Raw genomic sequence first — 12,877 nt, 5'->3', positions numbered from 1 at the left:
ATGGGAAAAAATAAGAGTGTTATCGTAGTTGGTGGAGGCATTGTTGGCCTTTCCACAGCCTATTTTTTACAAAAGGAAGGACATCAAGTAACGGTTTTGGATAAATCCAACATGGATTCCGGGGCGTCCTATGTCAATGCGGGTTACATCACCCCAAGCCATATTGTTCCCTTGGCTTCACCGGGAATGATCTCCAAAGGAATAAAATACATGTTCAATTCGTCCAGTCCCTTTTATATGAAACCCCGTTTAGATCCGGATTTTATTAAATGGGCCTGGTACTTTAAAAAATCTTCTACCGCAGAGAAGGTACAGAAGGCAATGCCGGTAATCATGGATATCAATCTTTTGAGCCGATCGCTATATGAGGAGATTTGGAATTCTGGGGATTTGGGAGAGTTTCAATTGGAGCGCAAAGGGTTGTTGATGATGTACCAGACTAATAAGGAAAGGGATCATGAGCTAGAAGTTGCCGAACATGCCAAAGAACTTGGTTTAACCGTTCATCACCTGGACTTGGATGGATTGCGAATTCTTGAACCCCATGTGGAGCTGAATGCAAAGGGAGCTTTTCATTATGAATCGGATTGGCATACCACTCCGCCTCAGATTATGGAGCGTATGTTGGTCCACCTCCAAAAAAATGGGGTTGATATCCGAAAGCATGAAGAAGTTCAGGACGTGACCATTAGCACTGACAAGGTTACAGGCGTAAGAACCAATGAACGTGATTATCAGGCTGATGAAATTGTATTTGCAGCTGGGTCATGGACTTACAAACTGTCGAAAAAATTGGGAGTCCAATTACCCTTACAGGCAGGAAAAGGGTATAGGATAAATGTGAAAACCCCGACCAACATTTCCATGCCTGCCATTTTGATGGAAGCTAAAATGGCCGTAACACCAATGGATGGTTTTACCCGTTTTGCCGGAACCATGGAATTTTCCGGAATCAACAATAAGATTAGAAAAGAAAGAGTGGAAGCCATTGCCAAAGGAGCAAGTCGCTATTACAAAGGACTCCAAATTCCGGAAGAAGATAAACTAAACGCCCAATGTGGGTTAAGACCGGTAACTCCTGACGGATTACCCTACATAGGTACATCCAACAAATACAGAAACCTTCATTTGGCAACAGGCCATGCCATGATGGGATGGAGCCTTGGACCAGCTACCGGAAAATTGATCACTGAATTGATTTCGGGGTCAAAACCTTCCATGGACATCAATCCATTTCAGCCTGAACGAAAGTTTTGATTTCCAGCTTTTAAGGATAATCGACAACTGGCATTCTTTTTGTTTCATAATTGTATCATTTCGAAGTAATTTTACAATATGATTAAAAAATACCTCATTGTTTTTATTCTTTTGACCGCACACTATGGGATGTTTTCCCAAGACCTTCAAATGCTCAAGGTTCAGGACTTTGATTTAAGGGGGAAGGTTAAATCTTGTTTGGTAATTACGGATTACGGAAAGGAACTATTTGAATTTGATGAAGAGGGGTTCTTAATCCGAACCATTACCCAATACAATGAAACGGACCAAGATATTACCTTGTACAAATATGAAGAAGGACATTTAGTTGAAAAACGAATGGAGAGCTACAAAGACAATATATTGGATGCGGCTACCTCCATGGTCAATTTTTATACCAGGGACAGTTTGCAACCTGGGAAATTGTTTGAGCGGATTGTTTCCTACGACAAGGAATTCTTGGAGCAGCAGGAGTACCTATTTGATGAGGAGGAACGACTTGTGAAAATCATTACTTCCAATGCCGAGGGTGTGGATGAATGCACTGTTGAATATGTCCCTTATAAGAATGAACTTACCACGAGTTATTTTGGCAACGGTATTTTGGAAAAATCAATAAGAACTTCGGAAAAGAAGATGGCTATGGGTTCACAAAGGATTGTCCTGACCAAGGAGTTTATAGGCGGAGAACCCAATAAGGCTACAGAAGAAATTTTCAATGCTAATGGAAAGTTGGATTCCGAAGAGTTTTTTCATTTCAATGAGGTCCAAAAGAAATTCGAATCTGAAAGGAAACTTATCTACACATATGATGCGGAAGGTATGTTGGAAAAGGTAACTACCCGTACCTCCAATTCGGAATCCGTAAAGGAATACATCCATCAATTTGACAGCAATCCGGATAAAAATTGGATCAAACAGATCATTACCCCGGACAATACCTATTCAACCAGACGGATAACCTATTTTCCAGTAGCGGAAGTTGGGGAAGAAGGTGAGCCTAATTGATTATTTTAGCTCTAACAAATCCCACAGATTACCATATAAATCCTCAAAAACCACTACTGTTCCATAAGGCTCTTCTCTTGGTTCTTCCTTAAAAACCACATCTTTGGTTTTCATTTGTCCATAGGTAGCCCAAAAATCCGTGGTGTGTAGAAACATAAATACCCTGCCACCAGTTTGATAGCCAATGGCAGCTTCTTGTTCAGGTCCTACTGCTTTGCCTAACACCAGTTGGCATTGCGAATTTTTGGGAGAAACCAAGACCCATCTTTTGCCCTCACCCAAATCAATATCCTTGATCAAATCAAAATTCAGCTTGTCCGTGTAGTACGAAATGGCCTCGTCGTAATCCCGTACCACAAGGGTAACGTGGGTCAAATGCTGTTTGGGGCTTGTCATAATTCTAAATCAATTGGTTCAATAATTCCGGTTTTACCTCATGTCCTCCTTCAAAATGAATCACCTCTGCTTTTCCAAAAAAAAGCATATCCATTTTTTCCTCTTCCAGCTTTCTGCGCTCTGGGGTTAAATAATGATCGTTACTGCCATATACCAGGGTGATCTTTGTGGATTTCCAATCCAAAAAATCAAAATCTACCGGAACCAATTCTTTCGGAATACCACCCGCATACATCACCAAAGAATGGCATTGGATTTTTCCGCGAACCATCCAGCGGGTAACAATGGACACTCCTTGTGAAAAACCAAAAAGCACCAAATTAAGGTGGGAGGGTATGTTCTCTGCTTCAAAAACCGCATCAATATAGTTCAGCACATTTTCCGTTTCCAGTTGGGTATTCTCTTTGGTGAGCCAACTGGCGCCTACATATTTGAATTCATCTTTGAGGTAGTATTTGGAAGGTGCTTGTGGGGCAATGATATAGTTTTCCTCTGGATCCAACTTTGAAAAATATCGAATAAAAAATCGGCTTAAATAACCCATACCGTGAAAGACCATCCAAACGTTTTTGGTCTTTTCGCCCAAAGTGTTCAACGTCTCGTAACTATTTTGGGTTTGGTAAACCACCCTTTTTTCTGTCAGTTTCATAAACCGTCCAACTTAATATTTTAAAGCGATACCTTTGCGTAATTTTACAAAAATTAAGGGTATGGAAGAACACAAAGCCAAAATACTTGAGGTGTGCAATAACATTTGCAAGGATACCTTAATGGAAACCTTGGACATTAGTTATGTGGATGTAGGTGAGAATTTTTTGATAGCCAAAATGCCCGTGTCCCCGAAAGTGCATCAACCTGATGGTGTTTTGCATGGAGGTGCCTCAGTTGCTTTGGCGGAAAGTGTGGGAAGCGCCGCATCCTATGTGTTCTTGGATGGACAGGAATTCTTTGTGAGGGGAATCGAGATTTCCGCGAATCATGTCAGATCCGTTAAAGATGGTTTTGTATACGCTAAAGCTTCCATCATTCATAAAGGGCGCACTACGCAATTGTGGGAGATAAAGATTACCAATGAGGACGGCGACCTAATTTCCAATTGTAAATTGACGACTATTGCCTTACCCAGAAAATAAAGATTTCCAGGAGGTGTTGGATGATTTGGCCTTTGCACTTGCCAATACACAGCCATTTGCGGTTTATCGCAAACCCAATGAAACTAGGGTAAAGGCGGTTTTTCAGGATAGTAACGCACTCAATTTAGCCTTGGATTTTGACGAGAAGGGTTTTGTTTTTGTCCCTTTTGATTGGAAGGACAATGCAATACTGATTCAGGCTGACAAAGTTGTTACATCTTCGTTCGAAGCTAGTAGTGGGCTTGTTGGGGAAGTTGATGAGCTTTCTGAAAGTGGGAAACAATCCTTTTTGGAATTGGTTCAAAAAGGAGTGACCCAAATTAAGCAGGGAGATCTGAAGAAAGTGGTATTGTCCAGAAAGATTGACTTGGAATTCCATCAGTCCCCATTGGAGGTGTTTCAACGACTTCTTGAAAATTATGCCAAAGCTTTTTGCTATTTGTTTCATCATCCCAAGGTGGGAATTTGGTGTGGTGCCACTCCAGAAACATTAGTACATATTGCCAAAGAGGAACTTAAGACCATGTCCTTGGCGGCAACGCTACCTTATTTGGAAGGTGTACAACCCCAGTGGGGTTCCAAGGAAGTAGAGGAACAGGAAATGGTTTCGGGTTACATTCTGGAGCAGCTCTCTGAAATTGCCCATGGCTTGGAGATGGAAGCTGTTAAGTCCTCCAAGGCGGGAAACCTTTGGCATTTGAAATCCGAGATCAAAGGCAAACTACAAAACAGTACTTCGATAAAAGATGTGGTCAACGCCTTGCATCCAACACCAGCGGTCTGCGGTATTCCCACTAAAGAGGCCAAGGATTTTATTCAAGGTAATGAGGGCTATCCCCGTACGTTTTACACAGGATTTTTAGGGGAATTGAATCTGGAAGAAACTGCTTCCGCTTCGCTGTTTGTGAATCTGAGATGTATGGAAATCGAGACTGGAAAAGCTTCCGTTTTTGTAGGTGGGGGAATCACCTCGGCATCCGATACTGAAAAGGAATGGACTGAGACACAGAATAAAAGCAAAACATTGCTCAACATCTTGCAATTTGTAAGCCATTAATTTTAGGCGGAGAACATTTTGGAGCTTATTTTTGTAATCCATGATGTATTCCAATATCCCCTCGGCCCAAACCTTGGTTCTTTATTTTCAATCTAGGGGAATCAAAAATATTGTGATTTCCCCAGGTTCCAGAAATGCCCCTTTGACCCTGAGTTTTACCAAGAATCCATTTTTTTCCTGTTTTAGCATTGTGGATGAACGTTGCGCTGCTTTTTTTGCACTTGGGATGGCCCAGCAGTTGCAGGAACCTGTGGCGGTGGTATGCACGTCTGGGAGCGCGATGTTGAATTTCTATCCAGCAGTGGCCGAGGCATTTTACAGTGATATTCCTTTGGTGGTTGTTTCGGCGGATAGACCCACTGATAAGATTGATATTGGGGATGGGCAAACCATCCGACAAGAGCATATTTTTGAAAAACACATTGGGTACTCCGCCAACCTAAAGCAGGATAGTACCCATGGTCTTGAACCGGTCAAATCCAAAGACAGGCAAGAGACCACTCAGGCCTACAATGAATTGGAAATTGGCAAGGCGCTTGATATTGCCTTTAAAACCTCTTCCCCAGTTCACATTAATATCCCCTTTGAAGAACCCTTGTATGACCTCGTGGAAAATCCGGCTGTTGAATTGTCAAAGGTTCAAACCATGGATGATGGGGGTTACCAGGAAACGGATTGGTCACATTTGCTCCCCATTTGGAATGCCAGTCCACGAAAAATGGTGTTGATCGGAGTAAACCCTCCCAAGGACTTGGATGCAGCAATAGTGGAGTTGTTGGCCAATGATGAGAGTGTATTGGTTTTTACCGAAACAACATCCAATGTGCACCATCCCAATTTTTTTCCAAGCATTGACAGCATCATAGCCCCTATAGAAAAATCTTCAGACCGGGAAAGCCTCTTCGAGGCACTTCAACCGGATTTGTTGGTTACCCTTGGTGGGCTGATTGTTTCCAAAAAGATAAAAGCCTTCCTACGTAAGTACCAACCAAAACATCATTGGCATATAGATTCCAAAAAGGCTTACGACACCTTTTATTGTTTATCAGAACATGTAACAACCCATCCCAACACCTTTTTTGGAAATGGGCTTGGGAATTTTCAAAAAATTGAAAGCTCATACAGAAATAGTTGGTTACAAAGCAAGAACAACTATGAACTGAAGAAACAGGCCTATCTGGAAAAAATTGGGTTTTCTGATTTCACTGTCTTCCATCAAATCCAGCGTGGGATACCCAAGGATTATCAGGTGCATTTGGCCAACAGCTCAACGGTAAGGTACAATCAACTGTTTCCTATGGATTCCTCATTGCATGTTTATTGTAATAGGGGAACCAGTGGGATTGACGGGAGCACGTCAACAGCAATTGGAGCGTCCGTTTTTTACGACAATCCCACCTTGTTGATTACTGGGGATTTGAGCTTTTTCTATGACAGTAACGGACTTTGGAACCAATATATAAGACCTGACTTTCGAATAATATTAATCAATAATTCAGGAGGAGGAATCTTTAGGATTTTACCTGGCTTTGAAGAAACGGAAGAGTTTTCCACTTTTTTTGAAACCAGTCATCAGCTTAATGCTGAAAACTTGGCGCAAATGTTTCAATTTGAATATCTAAAAGCGGGGAACGAAAAAGAAGTAGGGCAGGCCCTGAAAAATTTCTATGAAACCTCTCAAAAGCCCAAGATTTTGGAAATCTTCACGCCTAGGGAAGCCAATAACAAAATTTTGCTCGACTACTTCGATTTTATATCTTAGAAGCTATAGATAATAACCATAAAAACCAATACTTTAACCATGAACAAAAGGGAGGAATTAATTGTGAAATACGTCGCCGATATCAAAGAAAAATTTGGTGAAAATCCAGATATGGATTTACTGACCAAGGTAACGGTGGGCTTGGGGCCGTCCATTTATAATTTGGATGCCTCCAGGGTTTCGGGGTCTGATGAAAAAGAACTGGACACCGTGAAAAACAATTACCTCATTAACAAACTTGGGCTAGCGGACAGTGATGAGCTTATACAAGCTGTGAACGGTATCATTGATCAGTATGGTCGCGCAGACAAGAACAAGTACAGAGCAGTAATCTACTATATGCTCTGTAAGCACTTTGGAAAAGAGTCGGTCTATAACTAGACGGCAATAAAAAATATCATCTGGCTGGTTTCTTGGGAGACCAGCTTTTTTATACCCATAATTTCAATCTACCTTTGCCGCATGATAGCCTTGGGAAATTATAACACGCTTAAAGTTTTACGCAGCACAAGAATAGGTCTTTTCTTGGGAGATGGAGAGGGGACGGAAGTCTTGTTGCCCAATAAATATGTTCCCGAAGATTTTGAGATTGATATGGAATTGAAGGTCTTCTGCTATCTGGACAGTTCAGAGAGACCAATTGCCACTACTTTGGAACCCTATATTATACGGGACAGATTTGCCTATTTGAAGGTGGTTCAGGTGGGTTCATACGGAGCATTTTTAGATTGGGGCCTGGAAAAACACCTATTGGTTCCATTTAGAGAACAGGCGGTTAGAATGGAGGAAGGGAAAAGCTACATCGTACATTGCTATTTGGATGAGGTTACCTTCAGATTGACCGGCTCCAGTAGAATAAATAAATTTCTGTCCAATGAAGGTTTTGACCTCAAGCCCAACACCGAAGTCAACCTTCTTGTGGCTAGAAAAACCCCTTTGGGCTGGGAAGTTGTGATTGAGGACAAATACAAAGGGCTTGTTTTTGAAAGTGATGTCTTTAAACCCATTGCTATTGGCGATAGGCTCAAAGGATACATCAAAATTGTAAGGCCGGACAATAAGATAGATGTTTCCCTGCAACCCCTGGGAGCCAGAATGTTGGAACCAACCGCCAACTTGATATTGGATAAATTAAAGGAAAACCAAGGATTTCTAGGGCTGCATGACAAGTCAAGCCCGGAGGAGATCCAAACGCAATTGCACTTAAGTAAAAAAGCCTTTAAAAAGGCGATAGGCACCTTGTATAGGGAGCGAAAGATTGCAATTAAGGACGATGGTATCTATTTACTGTAGGGCATATTCCTTGAAATAGTTTGGAAATTGTTAACGGATTTGATACCAATCCGTTTTTTTCTTTCCCCAAAAATTATACATTTGTATAAGTGTATATTAACTCCTTGACAGCTATTTGATTAGGATGCTGATAGGAAAACTAGCCTTACCTAATATGCCATTTATTGAAGAAAGTGATTTACTGGATCTGCATAAGGATATTGATAAAGCCCAGATTATCAATGAAAGACTTTTAGACCAGATTAAATATAAGAACAAAGATTTGCGCAAGATTAAACTGCAGCGCAATATACTTCTGGGATTCACGGCCCTTTTTATCGTGGGTACTTTGGCCATTACTTCTTTTACCGCAGGACTGAGCAGTAAAAATTCGTTCGAGAATCAGAACAGTTTATTGGTTTCCATAGATAGTTTGGATGTTATCAAGGCCCGAATTGACAACTTAAAACTTCAAAACGAAGAATTGAGTTTGGTGAGGGAGTTCTATTTGGCCAAGGCCTTTTTGGAAAAAGAGACCATCTATTCAGTGCAGGTGAAATCCTTTGTGGACAACAACGTAACTTTGGCTTCCGAAGCATTGACCAATACCCTTTTCGTGAAGACCAATCCTTTCTATGCCTATTCCTTGGGTAACTTTGAAACCTTGGGCGAGGCACAATCCTTTAGGAAGCAGTTGGTCAATATGGGATTCAAGGATGCCTTTGTAGCTTCTTATCAAGACGGGAAGCGAGTAAAAATTGAAGATCCTTATTAATCTTGGGGAGTTTAAAGGCTTGGATCCAAGCTGCTAGGTTACGCACATTACCACTATCCTTATCAGGTATCATAGTCGGAACGGCATTGGCCGTATACCAAGGACAATTCAATTCCACCATTTTTACCCTGGCCTTGCTGACTACCATAGGATTTCAAATCACGTCCAATTTTGCAAATGATTATGGGGATGGCGTTAAAGGCACCGATAATGAAGATCGCATTGGGCCGGCAAGAGCACTACAGAGCGGAATTTTGTCACGCAAGGCTTTGAAAAAAGGCATCATCATAGCTATTGTCATAAGTCTGATATTGGCCTTGACCTTGGTTTACATTGCCTTTGGTAAAGAAAACCTCAAATATATCATCATCTTTTCTGTATTGGGTATCTTAAGTATTTGGGCCGCAATCCGATATACCATGGGTGACAATCCTTATGGTTATAAGGGCTTGGGAGATGTCTTTGTGTTTTTGTTCTTTGGCTTATTGGGCGTATTGGGAAGCATGTTTTTGTATACCAAGTCTTTGGATTGGATTTCCATACTTCCTGCTATTTCCATTGGACTCTTATGTGTGGGCGTTCTCAATTTGAACAATTTAAGGGATGTGGTTTCGGATAAAAAACACGGCAAAAACACCTTAGTGGTTAAAATGGGTTTTGAAAATGGCAAGCACTACCATATGTTCTTGATTGTGTTATCCTTTTTCTGTTTTTTGACGTACGCTATCTTAAGTATCCAGGAATTTCAATATTGGTTTTTCCTATTGGCCTTTATTCCCATTTTTGTTCACCTGGCCAAAGTGGTACGTACCAAGGAGCCCATATTGCTGGATGGAGAGCTCAAAAAATTGGCGCTAAGTACCTTTTTACTGTCCCTTTTGTTCTTCATGGCAGTTAAGTTTTTTTTGTAATTTTGATTAACAACCCACTAAACATTAGACAATTTGGAACACGCCATTAAAATATTGATTGTAGAGGACAACGTAATTATTGCAGATGATATGCAATCCATGCTGGAGGAAATCGGCTATGAGATTGTGGACAATGTAATAGTGTACGAACAGGCTGTGGAAGTACTGAAGAACAACCATGTGGACTTAGTACTTATTGATATCATACTGGCTTCGGACAAAACAGGAATAGATCTTGGAAAACATATCAGGGATGTCTACAACATTCCTTTCATCTTTGTTACCTCCAACTCGGACAGAGCCACCGTTGAAAATGCCAAGACGGTTAAGCCCGATGGCTACTTGGTAAAACCTTTTGAGCAGCAGGACCTGTATACCTCCATAGAAATTGCACTTTCCAATTTTGATTACGCAAGAAAGGAAAAGAGCAAGGAGATTGCAGGGAACGAAGGAGATACTTTTACGTCCAACTCCGTGTTGAAGGATTCCATTTTTGTAAAAAAACAACACCTGTATTACAGAATTCAATTTAGCGATATCCAATTCATCAAAGCAGACAATGTTTATTTGGAAGTAAATACGGTGGATAAGAAATTCTTGGTAAGATCGCCCTTGAAGGATTATTTGGAAAAACTTCCAAAGAACAAATTCTACAGGGCGCATAAATCCTACATTGTAAATGTGGATCATATTGATGCCATAAACTCTAAGGACATCATGATCAATAACAACCTCATTCCAATTTCCAAAGATTTCAAGGAGTTTATCATCTCGTCCATGAATAGCTAAAGAGATAGGATGGAACAAGAAAATTTAAGGGTGCCTTTGGGCACCTTTTTTTATATCACACACTCAATTATAGGAATAACCACAAGATTTGGAAGGTTCACAACATTAGTTTCTCCATCTGGAAGAACGCCCATACTTTAGCAGTGTTATTAGTTCAGAAAAGTAATTTTTTCATTTTCATATAGTGTTCTCGTAAAAGGGTCTTGTCGTAATCGGCAGGACCTTTTTGGTTTTACAAAGGTTTTGGAGAGCTTCAGTTCCATGAAATGCACAAAACACCGACAAAATACATTTTTGCATACAGCAGAGAGGGTTTCACAACAGAAATGGACACTTTCACAACAATACCCGATAAGTCTTTTCGAATGCATTTAATTTTGTTTCAAATCCTACGTTAAATTAAGGAGGACGTCATTGATTTGGAAGCAGGAATGATGAGACACTGACCTAGGAAACAACAAAAAACAGAACGTACAAACTAAAATCTTCTTAAGCACTACCCGTAAGATTAATGATGCATAACCTCAAACCATTATTTTCAGTCCTATTTTTTGTACTGCTTTTGAATGTCTCTGCACAATCTGTTGATAGTGAAGAAATCAGTGCTTTGACGGAATTCCAGAATACCAATGGTTCCCAGGATAGGTTTGATGTTTTCTTTAATGTCGTAAACCGATACAACGTTAATTCAGCCTATGATTGGTTGGATACCGTTAAAGTATATCTTTCCAATGCCCAAAAAATAAATGATAGCGTTGCCACCCAGTTATATAAGGTAATGCAGGCACAGTTGTACAATGATCTGGGGGAGTACGATAAGAGCGTCGCATTGGCCATGGAACTCTATGCCGCAAAAGATACCATGGACGCGGGTTCCAGAAAGGTAATACTGGATGTGCTGGACAACAACTATGCGAACCTTCAACTTTATGACAAGCAGATAGAAATCCGAAAGCAAAAGCGAGAGTTTGGGTATACGGACAATGTGGCTTTCTACGATATCTATAGCAATCTTGGGCTGCACCGAAAAGCCCGGAACCAATACATTATGGAGGTTAAGCCTACCATTGCCGACAATGACTCCTACGGGCTGGCCAAGTACCACAGCAAAGTGGGGAACTATCTCAGATTGGATAATTCGGCCCCAACGGCCCTGAGCGAGTTAAAAAAAGCAAAGGCCTATTTGGACGTATTCCTGAACGACATCTCCAAAGAAAAGACAGAGGAACAGCTTTTTGAAAGCGAATTGCTCAAGGCCGAAATTGAAGGTAACATAGGGAAATGCCATGTGTTGCTCAGTGAATATGAGGAAGCTATTCCGCTGCTGGAAAACAGCATTGAGGTCTTGAACACCTCTTCTAGGAGTGATCATAAAAGCGAGGTGATAGAGAATACCCTCAACCTTGCCGATGCAAATTTACATTTGGAAAGATACGTAGCTGCCAAGCGTAGTCTGGACATTCAATTTGAAAACATTAGCATACTTCAAAATATTAAGCGCAACAGTTTGTTGGCCGCCTTTTATGATAAAGTGGAGAACTTCAGAAGTGCGGCTTTGTATTATAAACGCAACGAACGCATCAAGGATTCCCTTACCCAAAAACAATCATCCATTATTAAACAACAATTGGTGACCATTGTGGCCAATGAGGATTTGGAAAATTCCCAACGCTTGATTGATGAGCAAAAGCGTATTAATGAATTGGCGCGAAGCGAAATGAAGGCCAAGGACGAGCGTATCAACCTAGTGTTTATCTCCTTGATTTTTACGCTGCTGGGTTTTGCGGGATTGGTGTATGCTTACCTGAAAAGTATCAAGAATCAGCGTCTGATTGCAGAACAAAAGCACATCATTGAAAATGCCCTGGTAGAGAAGGATTCCTTGTTGAAAGAAATTCATCACAGGGTAAAGAATAACCTTCAAATGGTTTCCAGTCTTTTAAGCCTTCAGACCAAAAACACCAGGAGCAAATCTGCTATTGAGGCCTTGGAAGAAGGTAAGAGTAGGGTAAAGGCCATGGCCTTGATCCATCAAAAACTCTATCAAAATGATGATCTTTCCGTTATTGAAATGCAGGGCTATATCGAAAGCTTGATCAATAGTGTACAGTCTGTTTATAAGAAAGGTGGTCATAATATTAGTATCACCATAGACGCGGAGGGCACCGAATTGGATATCGACAGGGCCATTCCATTTGGGCTAATACTGAACGAACTTGTTTCCAACTCGTTTAAATATGCCTTTCCGGAAAATGACGAAAACGGAAAAATCTATATCCACCTTCGCAAAAATGGGGACCAGGGCTATTTTGAATATACCGACAACGGAATAGGCCTACCGGAAGATGCGGATGAACGTGCCCATTCCTCCATGGGCATCCGATTGATGAATAGATTGGTGAACCAACTCCAGTCCAAGCTCAATATTGACAAGGCCACCGAGGGGGTACGTTTTTGGTTCAACTTCAGCTAAATTATTTCCTTTCATTGCATCCTAAATTGGTTAAATTTGAAACC

At 40.9% G+C, this 12,877-nt stretch carries 13 protein-coding genes; 11 read left to right on the top strand and 2 right to left on the bottom strand.

What is annotated here, in order from left to right; genetic code table 11:
- A complete protein-coding gene (locus tag ACRHOZ_RS06855; protein WP_431123795.1) occupies positions 1–1,257 on the top strand; it encodes an NAD(P)/FAD-dependent oxidoreductase in 1,257 nt (418 codons plus the stop codon).
- A gap of 78 nt (positions 1,258–1,335) precedes the next feature.
- Positions 1,336–2,265, top strand: coding sequence for a hypothetical protein (locus ACRHOZ_RS06850; RefSeq protein ID WP_431123793.1), 930 nt, complete (start codon positions 1,336–1,338; stop codon positions 2,263–2,265).
- Here the strand turns inward: ACRHOZ_RS06850 and ACRHOZ_RS06845 are convergent, their stop codons facing one another.
- Positions 2,266–2,661: a VOC family protein gene (locus tag ACRHOZ_RS06845; RefSeq protein ID WP_431123791.1), complete on the bottom strand. Its 396-nt coding sequence runs from the start codon at positions 2,659–2,661 to the stop codon at positions 2,266–2,268. It abuts the gene before it with no gap.
- A gap of 4 nt (positions 2,662–2,665) precedes the next feature.
- Positions 2,666–3,310: an alpha/beta hydrolase gene (locus ACRHOZ_RS06840; protein ID WP_431123788.1), complete on the bottom strand. Its 645-nt coding sequence runs from the start codon at positions 3,308–3,310 to the stop codon at positions 2,666–2,668.
- Positions 3,311–3,371: 61 nt separating this feature from the next.
- Between ACRHOZ_RS06840 and ACRHOZ_RS06835 the strand changes: the two genes are divergently transcribed.
- The 9 genes from ACRHOZ_RS06835 to ACRHOZ_RS06795 all read left to right on the top strand — a co-directional run bounded on the left by ACRHOZ_RS06835 (position 3,372) and on the right by ACRHOZ_RS06795 (position 12,833).
- Positions 3,372–3,794: a PaaI family thioesterase gene (locus tag ACRHOZ_RS06835; protein WP_431123786.1), complete on the top strand. Its 423-nt coding sequence runs from the start codon at positions 3,372–3,374 to the stop codon at positions 3,792–3,794.
- Entirely contained in the window at positions 3,775–4,851 is a 1,077-nt protein-coding gene (locus tag ACRHOZ_RS06830; protein ID WP_431123784.1) for a chorismate-binding protein, read from the top strand. Before ACRHOZ_RS06835 ends, ACRHOZ_RS06830 begins: the two co-directional genes overlap by 20 nt.
- A gap of 40 nt (positions 4,852–4,891) precedes the next feature.
- Positions 4,892–6,613 (top strand): 2-succinyl-5-enolpyruvyl-6-hydroxy-3-cyclohexene-1-carboxylic-acid synthase, encoded by a 1,722-nt coding sequence (gene menD, locus ACRHOZ_RS06825; protein ID WP_431123782.1) that lies wholly within the window; start codon positions 4,892–4,894, stop codon positions 6,611–6,613.
- A 39-nt stretch (positions 6,614–6,652) separates the two neighbouring features.
- Positions 6,653–6,994, top strand: a complete 342-nt coding sequence (locus tag ACRHOZ_RS06820; RefSeq protein ID WP_431123780.1) for a DUF2853 family protein — start codon at positions 6,653–6,655, stop codon at positions 6,992–6,994.
- A gap of 81 nt (positions 6,995–7,075) precedes the next feature.
- Entirely contained in the window at positions 7,076–7,906 is an 831-nt protein-coding gene (locus ACRHOZ_RS06815) for a CvfB family protein (protein WP_431123776.1), read from the top strand.
- 154 nt (positions 7,907–8,060) lie between these two features.
- Positions 8,061–8,660 carry an SPOR domain-containing protein gene (locus ACRHOZ_RS06810; RefSeq protein WP_431123774.1) on the top strand — a complete coding sequence of 200 codons (600 nt, stop codon included), beginning with the start codon at positions 8,061–8,063 and terminating at the stop codon, positions 8,658–8,660.
- Positions 8,661–8,662: 2 nt separating this feature from the next.
- Complete coding sequence (locus tag ACRHOZ_RS06805) at positions 8,663–9,571, top strand: 1,4-dihydroxy-2-naphthoate polyprenyltransferase (protein WP_431123772.1); 909 nt, start codon at positions 8,663–8,665, stop codon at positions 9,569–9,571.
- A gap of 33 nt (positions 9,572–9,604) precedes the next feature.
- Positions 9,605–10,360, top strand: a complete 756-nt coding sequence (locus ACRHOZ_RS06800; protein ID WP_138832588.1) for a LytR/AlgR family response regulator transcription factor — start codon at positions 9,605–9,607, stop codon at positions 10,358–10,360.
- 511 nt (positions 10,361–10,871) lie between these two features.
- Positions 10,872–12,833, top strand: coding sequence for a sensor histidine kinase (locus tag ACRHOZ_RS06795; RefSeq protein WP_431123769.1), 1,962 nt, complete (start codon positions 10,872–10,874; stop codon positions 12,831–12,833).
- Positions 12,834–12,877 lie beyond the last annotated feature (44 nt).

Origin of the sequence: Flagellimonas flava (assembly GCF_050617915.1) — a bacterium.
GTDB classification, from domain to species: Bacteria; Bacteroidota; Bacteroidia; order Flavobacteriales; family Flavobacteriaceae; genus Flagellimonas; species Flagellimonas flava_A.
Note: the sequence above shows the minus strand (reverse complement) of the source record. Positions and strands in the feature narration are given on the sequence as shown.

What these genes read in the sequence shown, in the direction of transcription:
- ACRHOZ_RS06795 (WP_431123769.1), top strand. Translation starts at nt 10,872, where the DNA reads ATGATGCATAACCTCAAACCATTATTTTCAGTCCTATTTTTTGTACTG.
- ACRHOZ_RS06840 (WP_431123788.1), bottom strand. Translation starts at nt 3,310, where the DNA reads ATGAAACTGACAGAAAAAAGGGTGGTTTACCAAACCCAAAATAGTTAC.
- menD (WP_431123782.1), top strand. Translation starts at nt 4,892, where the DNA reads ATGATGTATTCCAATATCCCCTCGGCCCAAACCTTGGTTCTTTATTTT.
- ACRHOZ_RS06815 (WP_431123776.1), top strand. Translation starts at nt 7,076, where the DNA reads ATGATAGCCTTGGGAAATTATAACACGCTTAAAGTTTTACGCAGCACA.
- ACRHOZ_RS06850 (WP_431123793.1), top strand. Translation starts at nt 1,336, where the DNA reads ATGATTAAAAAATACCTCATTGTTTTTATTCTTTTGACCGCACACTAT.
- ACRHOZ_RS06855 (WP_431123795.1), top strand. Translation starts at nt 1, where the DNA reads ATGGGAAAAAATAAGAGTGTTATCGTAGTTGGTGGAGGCATTGTTGGC.
- ACRHOZ_RS06810 (WP_431123774.1), top strand. Translation starts at nt 8,061, where the DNA reads ATGCCATTTATTGAAGAAAGTGATTTACTGGATCTGCATAAGGATATT.
- ACRHOZ_RS06845 (WP_431123791.1), bottom strand. Translation starts at nt 2,661, where the DNA reads ATGACAAGCCCCAAACAGCATTTGACCCACGTTACCCTTGTGGTACGG.
- ACRHOZ_RS06835 (WP_431123786.1), top strand. Translation starts at nt 3,372, where the DNA reads ATGGAAGAACACAAAGCCAAAATACTTGAGGTGTGCAATAACATTTGC.
- ACRHOZ_RS06820 (WP_431123780.1), top strand. Translation starts at nt 6,653, where the DNA reads ATGAACAAAAGGGAGGAATTAATTGTGAAATACGTCGCCGATATCAAA.